This is a genomic window from Microbacterium festucae, assembly GCF_025421715.1.
Lineage (GTDB): Bacteria > Actinomycetota > Actinomycetes > Actinomycetales > Microbacteriaceae > Microbacterium > Microbacterium festucae.
The window spans coordinates 22,326-42,378 of record NZ_JAOEFC010000003.1 but is presented as its reverse complement, the minus strand read 5'-3'; the positions used below and the strand labels follow the sequence as shown (position 1 = coordinate 42,378).

The following is a 20,053-nucleotide window of genomic DNA, read 5'->3' as shown; positions in this document are numbered from 1 at the left end:
CCGCACTCTGCGGGACACGCCCCCCGGGCACGTCCCGCAAACTGCGGGTCGAGCACTCACCACTCGCACGTTGCGGGACGTCCCCGCCGAGCGCGTCTCGCAGAGGGTGGGTCACGCCCCCATCACCCGCAGACTGCGGGACACGCCACCCGGGCACGTCCCACAAACCGCGGGTCAGCCACCCACTCACCCGCACACCGCGGGACACAGCCCCCAAGCGCGTCCCACGAACCGCGGGCCGAGCACCCGCCCAGCCGCACTCACCGAGGCGTCCCCAGCGCCACCCCACCCCCGCCGTCAGGCGTGGACGAGGCGGGCGAAGGCGGAGAGGCGCGCGACGCCTTCGGGGGTGCGGGGCAGGTCGTCGAGCAGGCCGGTGGCGTGCACGACGTAGGCGGTGTGCATGGCGCGGGAGATCGCGACGTTGAGGCGGTTCTGCAGCAGCAGGAACTCCAGGCCCCGGGGGGCGTCGCGCCCCGACGAGGCGGCGAGGGAGACGATCGCGACGACGGCCTCCTGCCCCTGGAACCGATCGACGGTGCCGACGGGCACCTGCGCGAGGCCGGCGGCCGCGAGGGCCTCTTCGACGAGCACCTGCTGGGCGTTGTAGGGCGTGACGACGATCACATCCTGCTGCTCGAGCGCGCGCGGGGTCTCTCCCGGCCCGCCGTTCCACGTGCGTCCGAGCAGCCCCTGCACGAGGTCGACGACGACGGCGGCCTCTTCGGGCGACTGGGTGGCGTTGCCGGTGTGCCCGAGTGGCACGGGGAGCACGCCCGGCTCGACGCCCTCGAGGTGCCGGTCGGCGGTTCCCGGCCACGCGTCGAGGCGTCCCTCGTAGGACAGCTGCGACACCGGGCCGGCGACCTCGGGCCGCATCCGGCGCGTGTGCGCGAGGAAGTATCCGCGGTCGTCGGCGATGACTGCGGCACCGTCCATCACCCATCCGAGCGCCGAGGTGTCGACCGGCTCGGGGTGGGTGCCCTGGCTCACCTGCGGCAGCTGCTGCGGGTCGCCGAGCAGGAGCAGCCGGGATGCGGCGACCGAGACGGCGATCGTGGATGCCAGCGAGAACTGCCCCGCCTCGTCGATGACGAGCAGGTCGAGGCCGCCGCGGGCGATGCGCCCGGCATGGCTGACATCCCACGCGGTGCCGCCGACGACGAACCCCGCCGGCTGCTCGGCGATGTAGCCGGCCATGGCGGTCTTGGCGATCGGCGTGAAGCTCTCGGCACCCGTGGCCGCGCCCTTGGGCGCCTTGGCGACCTGCTCGCGCGGCACCCCGGCCGCCACGATCCGCTCGAGCATGTGCTCGACGACCGCGTGAGACTGCGCGACGACGCCGACCTTCCAGCCCCGCTCGCGCACGAGCCGGGCGACCACGTGCGAGCCGACGTAGGTCTTGCCGGTTCCGGGCGGACCCTGCACGGCGAGGTAGCTGCGGTCGAGGTCGGCGAGGGTGGCGGCGATGTCGGCCACGTCGTCGGCGCCGCCACGGGCGAGCGCACCCGAGAAGGTGCGGGGCGGCCGGCGCAGCAGCAGGTCGGTGGCCGGGTCGGCCGGCAGGGTCGGCGCGGCGGCGATGACGCGGTCGGCCCATTCGTCGATCGCGGCCTGCTGGCTGCCGGCCTGCGGCGGGGCGGGCGGGGTGAGGGCGAGGGGAAGCTCACTCCACGTGAAGCCCTGCACCGAGGTCTCTTCGACCACGGCGCCGTCGTCGAGCACGTCGACCACGCGCACGGTGCGGGCGCCGTGGATCCACCGCGCCCGCGGCTCCGACGGGAACGGCGTCGGCAGCTCGTAGACCGCGAACGGCTGCCCGTCGACGCTCAGGCGCGTGCCCGGGGCGAGCTCGCCGCGCAGCTCGACCACGCGCCGCTGCGCTCGGCCGCCCTCGGGCAGGTGCCAGTCGGTGAGCACCCGGCTGCGGTCGCGGTCGACGACCACGACATCGCGGGTCTCCTCCCACACCGACACGGGCTCGCGCAGCCGCAGGAAGTGGGTCGCCCAGAAGGTCTTCACCTCACGGGGGTAGTAGTCGATCGCCGCGGCTCCCAGGCGCAGCGCGGTCGCCGCGGCCTCATCGCCGGCGGGCACCGCGGCCGCCAGCCGCGACAGGGTCTCGGCGCGCGGCGAGGGCTCGTAAGCGCGCTCGTCGGGCTCGCCGTCGATCGTCGGGCGCAGCTGCGCCTCACGCGCCCGCTCGACCAGCCAGTCGCGCAGCCGCAGCGTCGAGACGCAGTCGTAGCGGTTGTAGTCGGCCAGGTCGTCGAGGATCGCCCGCGCGCCGGTGTCGTCGCCGGCGTCCTGCAGGGCGCGCGCCTCGACGTACCGCACGATCGAGTCGTCGCCGCGCTGCACGTCGCTCGTGCGCACCTCGTCGCCCATGTACAGCGGCTCGAGCTTCTTGATCGAGTAGGACCGCGAGCCCACCCGCAGCGCCCGGCGCACGATGGGGTAGAGGTCGACGAAGACCCCGTCGCGCAGCAGTCGGTCGACCTCGCCCTCGCACACGCCGTGGCGCGCGGCCATCGCCAGCAGGTGGGTGGGCTCGTAGGGGGCGTAGTGGTAGATGTGCATGCCGGGATGCGCGCGCCGTCGCAGGGTGACGACGTCGATGAAGTCGATGAGCGCCTGCTTCTCGTCGGCGAAGCTGTGCGCCCACAGCGCCGAGTACTGCTCGCGGGTGTCGACCCAGCCGAACAGGTAGTCGATACCCCACAGCGCCCCGTCGGCGGCGGCGCCCTCCATGTAGAGCGGGTCGCCCTCGAAGTCGAAGAAGAGGTCGCCGTGGTCGGGGCGCGGCAGCGCGCCCAACGCCTTCGGGAAGAACACCGAGTAGGTGGGCACCGGCGCCGGGGCGCCCTCGGCGGCGGCCTCCACCCCGCCGGCCGGCGACTCCAGCTGCAGCCAGGCCTGCGTGCGCAGCCCGGAGAAGGTGTCCCCCGACATGCGTTCGGGCGCCTCGCGCGCGGCGGCGAGCTCGTCGACGGTGCGGATGCCGGCGGCACGCAGCCGCTCGCGCTGCACCGGGCGGATGCCGGCCACCAGCAGCAGGTCGCGGTGGGCCACCACCTCGAGGTCGCAGGTGGCGCACCGCCCGCACGCCACGACCCGCAGCGCGCCGCGCTCGTCGCCCCACGCCAGCGGCGCCCCCGCCGCACCGGCGGCGATGTCGCGGTCGGCGATGAGGGCACGCAGGCGCGCGCGCCGCAGCATGTAGACGGGCAGCAGGTCGCGCACGCGGTGCACCGACCGCTCGCCGTCGCCCAGCAGCAGCTCGACGGTGTCGGCGCGGGCGATCCCGAGGCGGTCGAGCTGGTCGACGTAGGCCGCCAGCTGCATGAGCGCGGTGACGCGCGCGTGACGGGCGAGCTTGGTGTCTTGCACGAGCCAGGCCCCCGCCTCGTCGCGGACGAGGAAGTCGGCGAACCCCACGAACTCGTCGGACGAGAACGCCGCCTGGTAGACGACGCTGACGTCGGGGTCTGCCAGCGCCGCCGCGGTCTGGGCGACGGCGGCGGCCAGAGCCACGGCATCCGAGGAGCGCGTCTCGGGGATCTCGGCGACGGCATCCCCCCGCTCGGCGCGGTAGTCGGCGAGCACGCGCAGCTCGTGCTGGGTGCCCAGCCGCCCCGCGCGCTCGCGGGTGGGGTCGTCGGGCTCGGCGACGGCGGGCAGCCGGCCGAGCTTCGCGTCGATCGCCCGCAGCCACGCGAACTCGCATTCGGCCGCGGCCTTCAGATCGCTCGCGCTCCAGACGATCCGGCCTTCGTCCTCGATGTACCGCACTGGTCCCCTTTCGCTCTCCGACCCTAACCGGGACCCCCGACACCCCCGACCGGCCGGTCGTGCCTGACAGACTGGGACCGTGAGCGAGAGCCTGCCGTTCGAGAGCGTCTACCGTCACGGGTTCGCCCGTGTCGCCGCCTGCACGATCCCCGTCGCCATCGCCGACCCCGTGCGCAACGCCGCCGCGGTGCTGGAGGCGGCCCGCGGATGCCACGACGACGGTGTCGCCGTCGCCGTCTTCCCCGAGCTGTGCCTCACCGGCTACGCGATCGACGACCTGGTGATGCAGGACGTCGTGCTGGATGCCGTGCTCGCCGCCATCGACACCGTGCGCATCGCCTCGGCGGGGCTGCGCCCCCTGCTGGTCGTCGGCGCTCCGCTGCGGATCGGCTCCCGCCTGTACAACTGCGCCGTGGTGATCCAGCGCGGGCGGGTGCTCGGTGTCGCGCCGAAGGCCTACCTGCCGACCTACCGCGAGTTCTACGAGCGCCGGTGGTACGCCCCCGGCGCCGACGCCCCCGCGACGGTGATGCTCGGCGACACCGAGGTGCCGGTGGGCACCGACCTGCTGTTCGCCGCGAGCGACGTGCCCGGACTCGTCGTGCACGCCGAGGTGTGCGAGGACATGTGGGTGCCCGTGCCGCCCTCGTCGACGGCCGCGCTGGCCGGGGCGACCGTGCTGGTGAACCTCTCGGGAAGCCCCATCACCGTGGCCAGGGCCGACGACCGGCACCTGCTGGCCCAGTCGCAGTCGCTGCGCTGCATCGCCGCCTACGCGTATGCCGCGGCGGGGCAGGGCGAGTCGACCAACGACGTGTCGTGGGACGGCCAGACCATGATCTACGAGGGCGGACAGCTCCTCGCCGAGACGGAGCGCTTCCCCGAGGGCCCGCGCCGGAGCGTCGCCGACGTCGACCTCGACCGGCTGCGGCAGGACCGGCTGCGGCAGGGCACGTTCGACGACAACCGCGCCGATCGTGCCGCCACGGCGACCACGATCGACTTCCAGCTCGACCCGCCCGCCGAGGACATCGGCGTGCGCCGGCCGCTCGACCGGTTCCCGTTCGTGCCCGACGACCCGGCCCGCCTCGATCAGGACTGCTACGAGGCGTTCAGCATCCAGGTCTCCGGCCTCGAGCAGCGGCTGCGCGCCATCGGCTCGCCCCGCCCCGTGATCGGGGTGTCGGGCGGGCTCGACTCGACGCACGCGCTGCTGGTCGTGGCGCGCGCGATGGACCGCATGGGGCGTCCGCGCAGCGACATCCTGGCCTACACGATGCCCGGGTTCGCCACCAGCGACCACACGAAGTCCAACGCGCTCGCCCTCGCCGAGGCGATCGGCGCCACGATCGAGACGATCGACATCCGCCCGATGGCCGGGGAGCTGCTGCGCGGCATCGGTCACCCCTACGCCGACGGCGAGCCGCTCTACGACGTGACGTTCGAGAACGTGCAGGCCGGCGCCCGCACCGACTTCCTGTTCCGCCTGGCCAACCGCCACAACGGCATCGTCATCGGCACCTCCGACCTCTCGGAGCTCGCCCTCGGCTGGGCGACCTACGGCGTCGGCGACCAGATGAGCCACTACGCCGTCAACAGCGGTGTGCCCAAGACGCTCATCCAGCACCTCATCCGCTGGGTCATCGCCCACAGCGACGGCGCCGGCACGACGCTCACCGACGAGGCCAAGCGGGTGCTGCAGTCGGTGCTCGACACCGAGATCAGCCCCGAGCTGGTGCCGGCCGGGCAGGACGGCAAGGTGCAGTCCACCGAAGACACCATCGGCCCCTACGCCCTGCACGACTTCACGCTGTTCCACGTGCTGCGCTTCGGGATGCGCCCGTCGAAGATCGCGTTCCTCGCCGAGCAGGCGTGGCGCGACGCGGATGCCGGGGCGTGGCCGCCCGGGTTCCCCGCCGACGATCGGTTCGGGTACGACCGGGCCGAGATCGTGCGCTGGCTGCGGGTGTTCCTGCGGCGCTACTTCGGCTTCGCGCAGTTCAAGCGCAGCGCCATCCCGAACGGCCCCAAGGTGCTGCCGGCGGGCTCGCTGTCGCCGCGCGGCGACTGGCGCGCCCCGTCGGACGGCAACGCCGCCGCGTGGCTGGCCGAGCTGGATGCCGTCTTCCCGGTGCGCTGAGCGGCACCGCCCGGGTGGGCGCGGCCGCTTCCGGGCGGGTCAGGCCGCGGGCAGCGCCCCGTAGGCGACGGTGATGAGCCAGCCGTCGCGCGAGGCGTCGACCAGCGAGTACTTCATGTTGCGGTCGGGCAGCCAGCCGCGGTGACGCCCGGCATCCAGCCGCACGTGCTGCGGCGCGACGCGCACGCCGCGACCGTCGGCCTCGAGCACCGCCTGCACGCACACCCAGTGGTTGAGCAGGTCGGGGATGTTCTCTTCGTTGGGCAGGTGCGAGTGCTTCTGCATCTGCCGGATGTCGGCGGGGTCGGGCGTGCTGTCGCGGATGTCGATGCCCAGCGGCAGGCCCGGGTCGGCGATGGCGGCGACGGTGGCAGCCCGGTAGCTGGCCGTGACGATGGCGATCGGCAGCTCGGCGCCGTCGCGGGAGGCGATGAGGCGGGTGTGGTAGCCGAAGCCCCGCGGGGCCTCGCGCTCGATGCGGATCGCGGAGGTGTCGCATCCGAGCTTCGCGGCGATGAGCTCCTTGGCGAGGATGCGGCGGCGGTCGTGGATCGTGGTCCCCGGGTCCCAGCCGAGCCGGGCGGTGATCCCGGTGGGCATCTCCAGGGCGACGGTGTTCAAAGTCATGGCACTCCCTCGATCCGACAGCGTGGTTCCATCTTGGCCCACCGCCCGGCTTCGCGACACGGATCGGGTCGTGGAAAACCTGCCGCCGGGCGGCCGGTACGCTCGGACACATGAGCCTCGAGCCCGAAGACAAGCGGCCCAGCCCCGCCCGCGTCGCAATCTGGGTGGTCGTGGGCGGTATCGGCGTCTACCTGCTGGTCTCGGGCATCATCGGGATCGTCTCCGGCGGCAGCTGACCCCGACCGCCGTCACCGGCGCGTGCGGCTCAGCCGACGCGCACCTCCTGCCGGATGCGGCTCGGGCCGTGGGCGTCGGCTTCGACCACCAGCTGCGCGGGCAGCTGCTCCTTCATCGCCTCGACGTGGCTGATGAGACCGACGGTGCGCCCGCCGGCACGCAGCTCGTCGAGGGTGCGCATCGCCAGCTCGAGCGTCTCGGGGTCGAGCGAGCCGAAGCCCTCGTCGACGAAGAGGGTGTCCAGGCGCAGTCCGCCGGCCCGGTGGGTGACGACCTCGGCGAGGCCGAGCGCGAGGGCGAGCGAGGCGAGGAAGGTCTCGCCGCCCGACAGCGACTGCGGCGGCCGGCGACGCCCGGTGTGGGCGTCGAGCACCTCGATGCCGAGGCCGGAGGCACGACCGTGCGAGGCCTTCGCGTCGCTGTGGTGGAGGGTGTAGCGGCCGGCCGACATCTCGGTGAGCCGCAGGTTGGCGGCGGCGACGATCTCTTCCAGCTCGGCAGCGAGCACGAACGTCTCGAGGTCCATCTTGCGGGTGTTGGGGGCGCGCCCGGCGATGGTGTCGGCGAACCTCGTGAGCGCGGCGGTCTCGGCGGCACGGTCGCCGACGGCGTCGTAGGCGACGGCGACCTGGGCCAACTGCGCGGCGAGCCGGTCGCGGGTGTGCTCGGCGCCGCTGCGCGCGGTGATGGCGGCGGTGCGTTCGGCGTCGGCCGTCGCGGCGGCGTCGGCGGCCGCGGCCAGCGCGGCGGACGAGACCTCGCGCCCGCTCAGTTCGAGCTCGAGTTCGAGCAGGCGCTCGCGGGCGGCGTGCAGCGCCGCGGCGTGGGCGGCGACGCGTGCCTCGAGGTCGCGGCGGACGGCGGTGTCGAGCAGCGCCGCCTCGGCGGCGGCGGCGTCGGCGAACTCCGAGCCCGCCACGTGCGCCGCGAGGTCGTCGGCTGCCACCTCGCGCGCCCGCCGGCGCTCGGCCAGCTGCTGCGCGCTGCGGTGGGCGGCGCGGGCAGCCTCGAGGCGCCGGGTAAGGGCGGTGACGCGCTCGGCGACGGTGTCGAACGCGCCCCGCGCGTCGTCGACCTCGGTCTGCGCGGCCTCGACGCGCGCCTGCGCGGCGGCGAGGTCGGCGAGGATGCCGGTGCGGCGGGCGCCCACCTCGTCGCGGGCGGCCGCGGTGGCCGCGGCCCGATCGTCGAGCGCGGCGAGGGCACGGGTGGCGGTCTCGAGCGTCTGCTGGGCGTGCTCGGCCGCGGTCAGGGCGGCGGTGAGCTCGTCGACCCGGGTGCGGAGCGCAGTCGCGTCGTCGCCGCCGGCACGGGCGGCCGCGGCGGTGTGCTGCTCCCGCACGGTGCGGGCGGCGTCGGCGGCGGCGCGCTCTGCGGTGACGGCGGCGTCGCGGGCCCGTTCGGCGGCACTCACGTCGTCGTCGGTGACGGGCGCGACCACCCGCGGCGCGGGCGCAGGGTGCGCGGTCGATCCGCACACCGCGCAGGGCGCGCCGTCGATCAGGTCGGCGGCGAGCTCTCCCGCCATGCCGTCGAGCCGGCGCTGCAGCAGGGCCGTGACCTCGCGCGCGGCGTCGGCGGCGCGTTCTGCGGCGGCGAGGTAGGCCCGCTCCGCGGCGACCAGTCGCGGCTGCAGGTCATCGCGCTCCTCCGCCGCGGCGAGCGCGGCAGCGGCTGCGGCACGGCGCTCGGCGAGGACGTCGCGGTCGCCGGCGGCCGATCGTGCCGCCGCGAGCTCGACGTCGCGGTCGGCGCGCTCGGCGGGGATGCCGGCGGCGGCCGTCTCGAGCGCGGCCAGTTCGGCGTCGGCCGCCTCGACGGCCGCGGTGTGCGCGACGACGGCGGCGGCCGCGGCGACCAGCGTCTTCTCGGCGTCGGCGGCCGCCGCGGCGACGGCGAGGGCCCCGGTGAGTCGTTCGACGGCCGCCTCGGGCGCGTCGGCCCCCTCGTCATCGGCGAGCGCGTGCCAGGCGGTGGCGGCGCTGTCGGCGACGGCCTCGGCGGCGGCGAGGGCACCCTGCTCGCGGGCGAGGGCGGCCAGGGGGGCGCGCAGCGTCTCGGCGGCCACGGCTCGCGCGGCGCGGTCGCGGTCGGCCGCGATCTGCGGGGCCTCGGCCTCGTGCTGGGCGAACTGGACGCGCACCGCGTCGAGCTCGGCGGCGGCCTTCGCCCAGCCGACGAGCTGCTGATGGGCCACGGTGGCGGCGACGGCGGCCTCCTCGGCACGCACGACCGCATCGACCGTCGTGTCGACGCGGTAGGCGGCACGGGCCAGGGCCGCATCGGCGGCCGCACGACGCGCGGCGAGCTCACCCGGCACCGGCGCATCGTCCGGATGACCGAGGCCCGCGTCGGCGATGAGCGTCTCGACCTGGTCGAGCAGGAGGGCCGCGCGTGTGCCCGCGGCATCCAGGTCTTTCTGCGCGTCGCGGCGGCGCTGGTCGAGCGCGTCTTCGTACTGCGCGAAACGGCGGGTGTCGAACAGGGTGCGCAGCAGCGCCTGGCGCTCGTCGTTGCCGGCGAGCAGGAAGCGGGAGAACTTGTTCTGGGCCAGCAGGATGACCTGCTGGAACTGCACGGCGGTGAGTCCCAGCACCTCGCTGAGCTCGATGCCGACCTCGCGCGGCTTGGCCGCGATGCCCGTCCACACCTCGCCGATCAGCTCTTCGAGCTCGGCGGCGGTGGGCTCGGTGACCGTGCCGGTGCCCCGTTTGGCGGGCCGGTCGTATTCGGGGGCGCGGGTGACGCGCAGCCGGCGGTCGCCGACGGTGAACTCCAGGCGCACCCAGGTGGGGTCGCCGTCGCCGCAATGGTCGCTGCGCAGCCGCCGGTCGCCCCCGTCGTAGCGGGGCACGGTGCCGTAGAGGGCGAAGCTCACGCCGTCGAGGATGCTCGACTTGCCCGCCCCGGTGCGCCCCGAGATGAGGAACAGCCCGTCGGCGTCGAACGCGTCGAAGTCGACCGACTGGGTGCCGCGGAAGGGGCCGAAGCCGGTCAGTTCGAGCCGGTGCAGCTTCACGCCAGCGCCTCCGCGCGCACGCGCTCGCCCTGCACCTCGGTGAGCATCTCGGCCTCGGCCTCGCTGAGCCCCTCCCCCTCGCGCACGTGCACGAGGAAGGCATCGACGAGTTCGTGGTCGGTGCGCGCCGCCGCCACGCGCTCGGCGTAGGAGCGCGCCTCGGCGACGGGCGCGCCCACCGGCGCGTGGACGACCTTCGCGCAGTGGGCGAAGCGTTCCTGCAGGCGACGGAGCGGATCGCGCTGCGGCAGCGGGTCGGTGTACTCGACGCACACCCACGCCTCACGCGCGTCGTCGTACGCGGGATCGGTCAGCAGCTCGTCGACCGGGCCACGCAGCGTGACCAGCCGGCGCGGCACGGGCAGGTCGAGCCACTGCACCGCTGCGAGACCGTCGGCATCCAGGTCGACCAGCCAGGCGCCGCGCGGCTTGTCGCCCTCGCCGAAGCTGTAGTGCAGCGGCGCGCCGGCGTAACGCACGTGCGGCGAGAGCTGCTGGCGGCCGTGGATGTGGCCGAGCGCGGCGTAGTCGACACCGTCGAACACCGTCAGCGGCACGATGTCGAGACCGCCCTGCTGGATGTCGCGCTCGAGGTGCGGGGTGGGCTCGACGCCCGCGGCGAAGCAGTGCGCCACGGCCACCGAGCGGCCGCCGCGGGCGGCGAGGTCGGCGCGCACGAGCTGCATCGCGTGCCCGAGGGCGTCGTGCTGGGTGCGCACGCCCGGCCAGAGGTGGCGCAGCAGCGCGGGCTCGAGGAACGGGATGCCGTAGACGTGCACGGGCCCGTCGACGTCGTCGATGGTGACGGGGGTGCCGACGGTGCCGGGGTCGGTGATCACGTGGATGCCGTCGCGCAGCAGCCCCGCCTGGAAGCCCAGTCGGGCCGCGGAGTCGTGGTTGCCGCTGGTGACGATCACGTGCGCGCCGGTGTCGGCCAGGGCCCGCAGCGTGTCGCTGAGCAGCGCGTAGGCGGGAGCCGCGGGGGTGGCGGAGTCGAACACGTCGCCGGCGACGATCACCACGTCGACCTCGTGCGCGCGCACCTCGGCGGTCAGCTGCTCGAGCACGCCGCGCAGCGCATCGAGGGTCGCGTGCCCGTGGAAGGTGCGCCCGATGTGCCAGTCGCTGGTGTGCAGGATCCGCATGATCCCACGGTACGAGCGGCCCCCGACATCGCCCGGCCGCCCCGCCGGGGTGGGCCCGCTCCGGGCTATCCGCGCCGCGACGCGCGGCGGCGCGAGGCCAGGTCGACGACCCCGAGGAAGAAGGCGAGCGCGACGAACAGCGCGACGGCGACCATGCCGTACGCGTAGGCGTCGTGGTACACGTCGAGGCCGTGCTTGTCGGCGGCGGCGTCGCGGTAGATCGCGGCGTAGAACAGCGACAGGGCCACCGCCGAGCCGACCGCCGTGCCGATGCGCTGCCCCAGCTGGCCGACCGATCCGGCCAGACCGCCCTCGCGGGTGGGGATCTCGGCCAGGGTGAGGGTCTGGTTGGGGGCGACGACCAGGCCGGCACCGGCGCCCGCGACGAGCATGACCGCTGCCATCAGGTAGGCCACGACGTCGGCGGGGGCGAGGTAGGCGACCACCGCGAGCCCCACCGCCGAGACCAGCACGATGCCCAGGCCCCACACCACCAGCGGACGTCCCAGACGCATCACGAGGTTGCCGCCGAACCAGCTGGTCACCGCGCTGGCCACCGCGAACCCGATCGACACCATGCCCGCGAAGACCGGCGCGAGACCCACCCCCAGCTGCAGGAACAGCGTGGTGAGCAGGAACATCGCGGGGATCGCCGTGAAGTACGCCGTCACGATGAGCGTGCCGTTGCGGTACGACGGGATGCGGAACAGCCCGAACGGCACGAGCGGCGCTTTGCCGGATGCCGCGTAGCGGCGCTCCCAGGCCACGAACCCGGCGGCGAAGACGGCGAACAGAACGAGGGTCCACCAGCGGCGCGGGTCGTCGTCGGGCGAGCCGGTGGTGAACAGGAACGGCCACATCAGAGTGATGATCATCACCGCGAACAGGGTGAGGCCCACCGGGTCGAGCTGCAGCTTTCCGGGCGTCGACTGCCGGGTGCGCGGCAGGATGAACGCGACACCGGCCAGCACCGCAAGGCACAGCGGCACGTTGATCCAGAAGATCCAGCGCCAGCCGTCCTGGTCGCCGCCGGCGGCGATCATGAGGCCGCCGAGGGTCGGACCGAACGCGGTGGCGATGCCGATCGTCGCACCGAACAGGCCGAAGGCGCGCCCGCGCTCCTTGCCGGTGAAGATCTGCTGGATCGTGCCGATCACCTGCGGCATCTGGATGCCGGCGGCCAGGCCCTGCAGCAGGCGCCCGGCGATGAGCACCTCGATGGTGGGCGCCAGCGCGCACACCACCGACATGAGCGTGAACAGGCTCAGCCCGATGAGGAACAGCATCCGGCGGGAGCGCTGGTCGCCCAGGCGCCCGAACGGCACGAGGGCCAGACCGAACATGAGCACGTAGCCCGACACGACGATCTGCAGCTCGGTGGAGGCGGCCCCGAGCGCGTTCTCGATCGAGGGCAGGGCGACATTGACCTTGCTGAGGTCGAGGATCGTGAGCGCCGCCACCGACACGCACACCCAGAATGCGCGCCAGCGCTGGCCGTGGTCGAGCGGGATGCTGGCAGTCTCGGGCGCGTTCATCGGTTCCAGGCTATGCCCGTCCGGGCCGCACGGGTCGGGCGGGGCCCGCCGGATGCCGGTCGGCACCACCCCCGCCGAGCACGTAGCCTCGTCGGATGGGTTCTGCCGGCATCGTCTCCGAGTTCCACGACGCCGGGGCGACCCTCGTGGTCGAGGAGTTCGGGGCCGCCGACGCGGGAACGGTGTTCGTGCTGCTGCACGGCATCGGCATGGGACGGAAGGTCTTCGCCGAGCTCATCACCCACCTGTCGCCGCACGGCCGCGTCATCGCGCTCGACCTGCCCGGCTACGGCGATGCGCCCGAGCCCGCGCGCACCCCGACGATGGAGCGCATGGCCGACTTCGTCGCGGCGATGCTGCGCAGCCGCGGCCTGGGCGAGGTCGTGGTGATCGGTCACTCGATGGGCACCCAGGTCGCGGTGGAGCTGGCGGTGCGCCACCCCGCCGCCGTCGCCCGGGTGGTGCTGGTCGGGCCGACCGTCGACCGTCGGCACCGCCACGCCGGCGCGCAGCTGTGGCGGCTGGCCCTCGACCTGCTGAACGAGAGCCCCAAGGTGCTGCTGCTGGGGGCGCGTGAGTACGTGCGCGCCGGCCCGCACCTGCGGCGCAAGGTGCACGCCATGCTCGTGCACCGGCCCGAGCGGGTGTACCCGGCGGTGCGGATGCCGACGCTCGTGGTGCGCGGCGAGCACGATCTCACGGTGCCGCCGCGGTGGTTCCACGAGGTGGTCGCGCTGCTGCCCGATGCGCGCACCGCGCTGATCGCGGGCCACGGTCACGAGACCCTCATCCGCGATGCCGAGCCCGCGGCGCGCGAGATCCTGCGCTTCGTGGACTGAGTCGGCGCCGGCCCCGCGGGGGCCGACGCCGCGCTCAGGGCGGTTCTTTCGGGGCTGCTCGCCCGTCAGGGCTGCTCGCCCGTCAGGGCTGCTCGCCCGTCAGGGCTGTTCGCCCGTCAGGGCTGTTCGTCGCCGCCCGGGGCGTCGCCCGAGGTCTCGGAGTGCACGGCGAGGTCGGGGTCGAGGCCCTGCTGGATCTCGGCGCTCTCGACGAACGGGTCGGACGCCGGTTCGCCGTCGGGTGCCGACGGCTGCGCGTCGGCGCCCCGCTCGCGCGCGGCCTCGTCGTCCACCTCGTGCGCAGCGAGGGTGGGCTGCTCGTCGTCGGAATGCTCCGAGGTGCCGGCGCTGCCCCAGCCGCCGGCGGGATCGGCGTCGACGATGCCGTCGGGCACTTCTTCGGGGATGTCGTGGGACATGGCTCCTCCTTCGGTCGGGGCACCAGTGTCACCCGCCGACCGCGGAAGCGTCGCGGGGCTTGACGGACGCGTCGCCCGCCGGTACCGGCCCGGCGACGCCGCCCCGCGCGGTCAGCCTGCGCGCTGGGCGCGCAGCAGCCCGCGATGCTCGGGGTGGGCCTCGAACCAGTCGGCGACGTACCAGCACACCGGGCTCACGGCACGGTCGCCGCGCTCGGAGATCTCGGCGACCGCGCGGGCGACCACCTCACCCGCATAGCCGTGGCCGCGGAAGGTGGGGATCGTGTAGGCGCGCGTCATGGCGACGGTGCGCCCGTCGTCGCGGTAATCGAGCACGCTCACCAGGTCACCGCCCTTGTGCAGGGTGTACCGGGATGCATCGGGTTCGTTCGCGAACGTGAAGCCGCTCATGTGTTCACGGTACGCCCGACCACCGACATCCAGGGCCGTCACACGGCGTCATATGGGGGATCGAGCCCGTCGCCGCGTTTGACACGCGCCGACACGGTTCGTCATAATCGCCCCATGACTGACAACGCACGCACTCTGTCCGCCCGGGAGGCGAACGGAACTGCCGGCATCATGATGCCGCGCGTTGCCATGTGTTGCCGAATGTGCCACTGACGGTGAACCCCGCCGGGTGCGTCCGCTTCTGAGCCATCGCTCGAAGTACGGACCACGCACCCCCGAGCACCGCACCGCCCACAACGTGGATGCCGGCCAGCTCGCACACCACGGCCCGATCGGGCCCGACCGCAACACATCGAACCCGCTTCTGGCGAACCGCCCGGGTTCCCTCCTCCAAGGACTTTCTCCCATGTCGCACACCGCGCTCCTCTCCCAGCCCGCCACCGCCGCCCGTCACCTGCACGCCGTCGAAGACCTGACTCCGAGTTCGCAGGGTGCGTCGCGGCAGCTGCCCGCCGGCACCGCCCCGCGCGGCTTCGCCCTCTACGTCGGACTCGACGAGGTGAAGGCCGCCGTCGACGGCGTCTCGCTGTCGACCATCGTCGAGGCCCTCCGCCGCACGATCGCCGACCTCGCCCCGCAGGCCGAGACCTACGCCACCGTGGCCCTGGCCCCCGTGGGCGCCGGCGGCCGCGACGTCGACGTCGTGCGCCTCGCGCTCCACGAGCCCGGTGCCGTGGCCCGCACCAAGCAGGACCGGCCCGACGAGGACCGCGCGCCCGGTGGCGTCGAGATCGACATCTCGCGTCGCCGCGTGCACATCGACGGCGAGTCGGCCGCGCTGACCTTCAAGGAGTTCGAGCTGCTGCAGTACCTCGTGCTGCGCGAGGGCCGCACGATCGAGCGCACCGAGCTGGTCTCGTCGCTGTGGAGCCACGCCGACGACGACGAGGTGCCCGGCGAGCGCACGATCGACGTGCACGTGCGTCGCCTGCGCTCCAAGCTCGGCCGCTACGAAGACATCGTGCGCACGGTGCGCGGCATCGGCTACCGCTTCGACCGGCATGCCGACGTCGTCATCCGCTACGGCCACGGCACCCCCTCGCCCGACCGCTTCTGACCCGCTCCCATCGGTTCACTGGCGCCGTGTTGCTGTGTTGAGCACGGCGCGGCGACAACTGGGCGCGAGTGAACGCGGGGGGGATGTCGGCGCCCCTGACGTAGGGTGACGGCATGACGTCGGGACTGCGGGGGCGGATGCCGGGGGCACAGCGCCCCGCGACGACCCAACTCCCCGCGACCCAGCGCCCCGCGTCGGCCCAACTCCCCGGGGCCAAGCGCTCCGCGGGGGCCCAGCGCCCCGCGACGCCCACGCGCGACCCGCGTCCGGTGTCCGAACGACCGCTCGAGGCCGTGTACCACCCGCGCGTGCCCGTCGACGCGGCACGGGCCATCGGGGATCAGCGGCGCGGCGCGCACGACCCGACGATGACGACGGCGGCCGGGATCATCTGGCGAGCCAGCCGCACCCCCGCGGGCATCGCGACCGTCGCATTGCGCCCCGACCGGCACGGCGTGCGCGCGGCCGCCTGGGGTCCGGGCGCCGACTGGGCGCTGACGCAGCTGCCGCGCCTGTGCGGCGCGGACGACGACCCGACCGGGTTCGACGCGGCCCGGCATCCGCTCATCGCCGCCACCCACCACCGCCACCCCGGCCTGCGCCTGGGCGGCACCGATCTCGTCTTCGACGCCCTCGTCAGCGCGATCTTCGAGCAGAAGGTCACCGGGCTGCAGGCCTTTGGCGCCTGGCGCGCCATCGTCACCTGGTGCGGCGAGCGCGCGCCCGGGCCGACCCCGACCCCGATGTTCGCGCCGCCGGCCGACTGGCGCGCCATCCCCAGCTGGACGTGGCACCGGGCGGGGCTGGAGCCGCCGCAGTCGCGCACCATCGTTGCCGCCGCCGCCCGGCGCACGTCGATCGAGCGCGCCGCCGATGCCGCCGCCGACGGCGACGGGCGCGACCGGGTGCTCACGAGCCTCCCCGGCGTCGGCGTGTGGACGAGCGCCGAGACCCGCATCCGCGCGTACGGCGACCCGGATGCCGTCAGCGTGGGCGACTACCACGTCGCCCACGAGGTGGGTCACGCCCTCACCGGGCACCGGGTCGACGACGACGGGATGCTGGAGCTGCTGGAGCCGTGGCGCGGCCACCGGCAGCGCGTGATCCGACTCATCGGGCTCAGCGGCGTGCGGGAGGCCCGGCGCGGGCCGCGGCTGAGCCCGGAGGACCACCGCTCGCGCTGAGACCTTGTGCGTGTCGGTGGCCGGGTTCACACTGTCGGCAGGCGAAGACAGGAGCGACGATGAACCTCAACCCGTACGTCAACTTCCGCGGAAACGCGCGCGAGGCGATGGAGTTCTACCGGTCGGTGCTGGGAGGCGAGCTCGAGCTGTCGGACTTCTCGGGCTTCCCCGACATGGGCATCCCCGCCGGCGAGGAGCACCTCATCATGCACGGGCAGCTCACCACCCCCGAGGGTCTCGTGCTGATGGGATCGGATGTGCCCTCGACGATGCCCTACGACAAGCCGGCCGGCTTCGCCGTGTCGGTCAGCGGCGACGACGCCGACCGGCTGCAGCAGGTGTGGGACGGACTGGCCGCGGGCGGCGAGATCACCCTCCCCTACGAGACCCCGCCGTGGGGCGGGAAGTTCGGGATGGTCACCGACGCGTTCGGCGTCGACTGGATGGTGGCCCTCAACGCGGCCTGACTTTCGTACGCTGGGGGCATGAGCGCCTCCTTCGACGACGACCCCGCCGACCGCCGCCCGAGCGACGCGGGCGCGCCGGCCTCGCACCGCGGCTGGCCGCGCGGGCGCATCGGCTGGGCGGCCGGCACCGTCGTGCTGTTCGCCGTGGGGATCGTGGTCGGTCTCGTGCTCGACAGCGTGTGGCTGGGGATCGCCCTGGCGGTGATGATCTCGATCGTCTGGCTCATCGCCTACGAGTCGTGGCGCGGCAAGACGCCGGGCCTCGACGACCCGTGGGACGACGGCGCCCAGGTGTGATGCCGCCGACGCCCCGAAGGCGTCAGTAGTACACGGCCAGCGGCCCGCGCGGCCCTTCGACGACCTCGACCGGGGTGTCGAAGATGTCGGAGAGCACGTCGCCGCGGATGATCTCGCCCGGGGCGCCGACGGCGACGACCCGGCCGTCCTTCATGGCGCACACCCGGTCGGCGTAGTGGCCGGCGAAGTTGATGTCGTGCAGCACGACCACGATCGTGCGGCCGAGCTCCGACGCGGCCCGCTGCAGGTGGCTCATCATCTGCACCGCGTGCTGGATGTCGAGGTTGTTGAGGGGCTCGTCCAGCAGCACGTAGTCGGTGTCTTGCGCGAGCACCATCGCCACGTAGGCGCGCTGGCGCTGCCCGCCCGACAGCTCGTCGAGGTAGCGGCCCTCGAGCCCGTCGAGACCGAGGAAGTCGATCGACCGGTCGATGATCGCCTCGTCGGCCACGGTGAGCCGGCCGCGCGAGTGCGGGTAGCGGCCGAACCCCACCAGCTGGCGCACCGTGAGCCGGGTGACGAAGTGGTTCTCCTGCCGCAGAATGGCCACGACCTTCGCGAGCGTGCGCGAGGGGGTGGCGGCCACGTCGTGCCCGGCGACCGAGATCGTGCCGGCATCGGCGGCCAGCAGCCGCCCGATCATGGTGAGCAGCGTCGACTTGCCGGCGCCGTTCGGGCCGATGAGGGCGGTGATGCCGCCGGCCGGCAGCTCGAGGTCGACCGGGCCGATGGCCACGTGCGTGCTGTAGCGCTTCTCGACGGCGGTGAGCGAGATCACAGGCGCCCCTTTCGCAGCAGATGGATGAGGAAGAACGTGCCGCCGACGATCTCGACGATGATGCCGACCGAGCCCGCCGCATAGAAGATGTGCTTCATCACGAAGTAGGCGCCGCCGAGCACCACGAAGCCGATCAGCCATGACATGGCGAACATGCGCCGGTGGTCGTAGGAGTCGACGAGCTGATAGGTGAGCATCGCCACGAGGAAGCCGAAGAACGTCATCGGCCCGATGAGCGAGGTGCACACCGCCATGAGCACCGAGACCATCAGCAGCGACAGGATCACATCGCGCTGCTGCTGCGCTCCGAGGTTCAGCGCGACCGGGCGGCCGAGGGCGAGCACGTTCAGCCGCCCGCCGCCCCACCACAGCGCGGCCACGGCCGCCGCCGCCAGCGGCACCGCGACGGGAAGGTAGGTGACGTCGGCGTTGGCCACCGAGCCGATGAGGCGCGCGGTGAGCAGATCGAACTCGGTGGGGGTCAGCATCCGCTGCAGGAACGTGGAGAAGGCCGCGAGCGCACCGCCGAGGATGATGCCGATCAGCAGCATGATCTGCACGTTGGCGTAGCGCCCCGACAGCAGCCATCCGTAGAGGATGCCCGAGAAGACGAGCATCACCGCGATCTGCAGCAGGTACGCGCCCACCCCCTGCACCATCAGCGCGCCGGCGGTGCCGAAGAAGAAGATCGCCGAGGTCGAGATCGCCGTGTAGAGCGACTCGAACCCCATGAGCGAGGGGGTGACGATGCGGTTGCCGGTGACGGTCTGGAACGTGATCGTCGCGATCGCCTGGCAGCACGCGACGACGAGGATCACCACGACGCTGGTCACGCGCAGCTGCGCGATGCGCCAGAACCCGTCGCTGCCGGCCGGTGCCGGGTTGTCCCAGACGAGGATGCCGACGACCACGAGCGCCGCCACCACCGTCAGCACCACGATCGTGGCCGCGTAGCGCCGGGCGTGGGAAGCGGTGGGGAACGGCCCCGAGCGGCGGGCGGGCGGCGCGGCCGGCATCACGAGCTCAGCCACGGCGCCGCTGCCGGAGCAGGAGGGTGATGAACACGACCGACCCGATCATCGCCAGGATGAGGGAGACCGGCACCTCGAAGGGCATGTTGATCACGCGGGCGAGGATGTCGCAGACGGTGATGAGGGCGATGCCGCCCAGCGCCACCCACGGCAGGTTCGAGCGCAGGTCGTCGCCGCGGATGAGGGAGACGATGTTGGGGACGATGAGCCCGAGGAAGGGGAGGTTGCCCACGACGACGGTGATGACCCCCGACGACAGGGCGATCAGCACTGTGCCGATGAGCACGATGCGCTCGTAGTCCACCCCGACCCCGGTGGCCACGTCGTGCCCGAGGCCCGCGATCGTGAAGCGGTCGGCGGCGAGGAAGACGGCCACCACCACGATCAGCACGATCCACAGCGGCTCGTACTGCCCGCGCAGCACCGAGGTGAACGAGCCGGTGAACCAGATGGTCATGCTCTGGAGCATGTTGGTCGACAGCGCGAGGAACGTGGAGATCGCCCCGATGACGGCGCCGAGCATCATGCCGACGATGGGGACGATGATCGACGAGGTGAGCATCACGCGGCGCAGGAACAGGAAGAACAGCATGGTGCCGATGAAGGCCATCGCCACCGCGCCGACCATGCGCACCATGAGCGGCGCGTCGGGCACGAGCAGCATCACCAGCAGCAGTCCGAGCCCGGCCCACTCGGTGGTGCCGGTGGTGGTGGGCTCGACGAACCGGTTCTGGGTGAGCAGCTGCATCACGAGGCCGCACATCGCCATCGCCGCCCCCGCCAGCACCAGGCCGACGGTGCGGGGGATGCGGGTGATGAGGAACATCTCGCCGCCGTCGGCGGCGCCCCACACGTCGTAGACGCCGACGAACAGCGACAGCGCGACCAGGGCAGCCACGACGAGGAGGCCGATCAGCAGCGGCCAGGTGAACAGGCGCTGCCGGCGCCGGGGCGGGCGGGGCGCGGCGAGCGGATGCGGGGTGGTGGTCATGCGACGTCCTTCCGGCACGCCACC

General features: G+C 73.4%; 17 protein-coding genes. 7 read left to right on the top strand and 10 right to left on the bottom strand.

Features of this window, described 5'->3' with window-relative positions; genetic code table 11:
- Positions 1-297: 297 nt before the first annotated feature.
- Positions 298-3,792, bottom strand: a complete 3,495-nt coding sequence (locus tag N3K63_RS10525) for a TM0106 family RecB-like putative nuclease (protein ID WP_261580129.1) — start codon at positions 3,790-3,792, stop codon at positions 298-300.
- Between the two features lie 79 nt (positions 3,793-3,871).
- Here N3K63_RS10525 and N3K63_RS10520 point away from each other — a divergent pair, with 79 nt between their 5' ends.
- Positions 3,872-5,932, top strand: a complete 2,061-nt coding sequence (locus tag N3K63_RS10520; protein ID WP_261580128.1) for an NAD(+) synthase — start codon at positions 3,872-3,874, stop codon at positions 5,930-5,932.
- 39 nt (positions 5,933-5,971) lie between these two features.
- Here N3K63_RS10520 and N3K63_RS10515 read toward each other — a convergent pair whose 3' ends face one another.
- Positions 5,972-6,559 carry a hypothetical protein gene (locus N3K63_RS10515; protein ID WP_261580127.1) on the bottom strand — a complete coding sequence of 196 codons (588 nt, stop codon included), beginning with the start codon at positions 6,557-6,559 and terminating at the stop codon, positions 5,972-5,974.
- A 110-nt stretch (positions 6,560-6,669) separates the two neighbouring features.
- On the opposite strand from N3K63_RS10515, the gene N3K63_RS10510 reads away from it, so the two are divergent.
- Positions 6,670-6,795, top strand: coding sequence for a hypothetical protein (locus N3K63_RS10510; protein WP_261580126.1), 126 nt, complete (start codon positions 6,670-6,672; stop codon positions 6,793-6,795).
- Positions 6,796-6,824: 29 nt separating this feature from the next.
- Here the strand turns inward: N3K63_RS10510 and N3K63_RS10505 are convergent, their stop codons facing one another.
- The 3 genes from N3K63_RS10505 to N3K63_RS10495 all read right to left on the bottom strand — a co-directional run bounded on the left by N3K63_RS10505 (position 6,825) and on the right by N3K63_RS10495 (position 12,495).
- Complete coding sequence (locus N3K63_RS10505) at positions 6,825-9,815, bottom strand: AAA family ATPase (RefSeq protein ID WP_261580125.1); 2,991 nt, start codon at positions 9,813-9,815, stop codon at positions 6,825-6,827.
- Entirely contained in the window at positions 9,812-10,960 is a 1,149-nt protein-coding gene (locus tag N3K63_RS10500; RefSeq protein ID WP_261580124.1) for an exonuclease SbcCD subunit D, read from the bottom strand. The genes N3K63_RS10505 and N3K63_RS10500 overlap by 4 nt, the downstream gene beginning before the upstream one ends.
- A gap of 65 nt (positions 10,961-11,025) precedes the next feature.
- Entirely contained in the window at positions 11,026-12,495 is a 1,470-nt protein-coding gene (locus N3K63_RS10495) for an MFS transporter (protein WP_261580123.1), read from the bottom strand.
- Positions 12,496-12,590: 95 nt separating this feature from the next.
- On the opposite strand from N3K63_RS10495, the gene N3K63_RS10490 reads away from it, so the two are divergent.
- Positions 12,591-13,334, top strand: coding sequence for an alpha/beta fold hydrolase (locus N3K63_RS10490; protein WP_261580122.1), 744 nt, complete (start codon positions 12,591-12,593; stop codon positions 13,332-13,334).
- A gap of 116 nt (positions 13,335-13,450) precedes the next feature.
- Here N3K63_RS10490 and N3K63_RS10485 read toward each other — a convergent pair whose 3' ends face one another.
- Entirely contained in the window at positions 13,451-13,753 is a 303-nt protein-coding gene (locus N3K63_RS10485) for a hypothetical protein (RefSeq protein ID WP_261580121.1), read from the bottom strand.
- 111 nt (positions 13,754-13,864) lie between these two features.
- Complete coding sequence (locus N3K63_RS10480) at positions 13,865-14,164, bottom strand: GNAT family N-acetyltransferase (RefSeq protein WP_261580120.1); 300 nt, start codon at positions 14,162-14,164, stop codon at positions 13,865-13,867.
- Between the two features lie 406 nt (positions 14,165-14,570).
- Between N3K63_RS10480 and N3K63_RS10475 the strand changes: the two genes are divergently transcribed.
- The 4 genes from N3K63_RS10475 (at position 14,571) to N3K63_RS10460 (ending at position 17,229) form a co-directional block, all read left to right on the top strand.
- Entirely contained in the window at positions 14,571-15,281 is a 711-nt protein-coding gene (locus N3K63_RS10475; protein ID WP_261580119.1) for a winged helix-turn-helix domain-containing protein, read from the top strand.
- A 269-nt stretch (positions 15,282-15,550) separates the two neighbouring features.
- Entirely contained in the window at positions 15,551-16,465 is a 915-nt protein-coding gene (locus N3K63_RS10470; RefSeq protein ID WP_390895160.1) for a DNA-3-methyladenine glycosylase family protein, read from the top strand.
- A 59-nt stretch (positions 16,466-16,524) separates the two neighbouring features.
- On the top strand, positions 16,525-16,932 hold the full coding sequence (locus tag N3K63_RS10465) for a VOC family protein (RefSeq protein ID WP_261580118.1): 408 nt from the start codon (positions 16,525-16,527) through the stop codon (positions 16,930-16,932).
- Between the two features lie 18 nt (positions 16,933-16,950).
- Positions 16,951-17,229: a hypothetical protein gene (locus N3K63_RS10460; RefSeq protein ID WP_261580117.1), complete on the top strand. Its 279-nt coding sequence runs from the start codon at positions 16,951-16,953 to the stop codon at positions 17,227-17,229.
- A 22-nt stretch (positions 17,230-17,251) separates the two neighbouring features.
- On the opposite strand, the gene N3K63_RS10455 is transcribed toward N3K63_RS10460, so the two are convergent.
- Genes N3K63_RS10455 through N3K63_RS10445 form a run of 3 tightly spaced genes read right to left on the bottom strand, consistent with a single transcriptional unit; the run spans position 17,252 to position 20,029 of the window.
- Positions 17,252-18,007, bottom strand: coding sequence for an iron ABC transporter ATP-binding protein (locus N3K63_RS10455; protein ID WP_261580116.1), 756 nt, complete (start codon positions 18,005-18,007; stop codon positions 17,252-17,254).
- Entirely contained in the window at positions 18,004-19,038 is a 1,035-nt protein-coding gene (locus N3K63_RS10450) for an iron chelate uptake ABC transporter family permease subunit (RefSeq protein WP_261580115.1), read from the bottom strand. The genes N3K63_RS10455 and N3K63_RS10450 overlap by 4 nt, the downstream gene beginning before the upstream one ends.
- Positions 19,031-20,029, bottom strand: coding sequence for an ABC transporter permease (locus N3K63_RS10445; RefSeq protein ID WP_261580114.1), 999 nt, complete (start codon positions 20,027-20,029; stop codon positions 19,031-19,033). Before N3K63_RS10445 ends, N3K63_RS10450 begins: the two co-directional genes overlap by 8 nt.
- Positions 20,030-20,053: the final 24 nt, after the last annotated feature.

Coding starts and splice junctions, on each gene's coding strand:
- N3K63_RS10515 (WP_261580127.1), bottom strand. CDS start 6,559: ATGACTTTGAACACCGTCGCCCTGGAGATGCCCACCGGGATCACCGCC.
- N3K63_RS10510 (WP_261580126.1), top strand. CDS start 6,670: ATGAGCCTCGAGCCCGAAGACAAGCGGCCCAGCCCCGCCCGCGTCGCA.
- N3K63_RS10500 (WP_261580124.1), bottom strand. CDS start 10,960: ATGCGGATCCTGCACACCAGCGACTGGCACATCGGGCGCACCTTCCAC.
- N3K63_RS10495 (WP_261580123.1), bottom strand. CDS start 12,495: ATGAACGCGCCCGAGACTGCCAGCATCCCGCTCGACCACGGCCAGCGC.
- N3K63_RS10490 (WP_261580122.1), top strand. CDS start 12,591: ATGGGTTCTGCCGGCATCGTCTCCGAGTTCCACGACGCCGGGGCGACC.
- N3K63_RS10485 (WP_261580121.1), bottom strand. CDS start 13,753: ATGTCCCACGACATCCCCGAAGAAGTGCCCGACGGCATCGTCGACGCC.
- N3K63_RS10480 (WP_261580120.1), bottom strand. CDS start 14,164: ATGAGCGGCTTCACGTTCGCGAACGAACCCGATGCATCCCGGTACACC.
- N3K63_RS10475 (WP_261580119.1), top strand. CDS start 14,571: ATGTCGCACACCGCGCTCCTCTCCCAGCCCGCCACCGCCGCCCGTCAC.
- N3K63_RS10465 (WP_261580118.1), top strand. CDS start 16,525: ATGAACCTCAACCCGTACGTCAACTTCCGCGGAAACGCGCGCGAGGCG.
- N3K63_RS10460 (WP_261580117.1), top strand. CDS start 16,951: ATGAGCGCCTCCTTCGACGACGACCCCGCCGACCGCCGCCCGAGCGAC.
- N3K63_RS10445 (WP_261580114.1), bottom strand. CDS start 20,029: ATGACCACCACCCCGCATCCGCTCGCCGCGCCCCGCCCGCCCCGGCGC.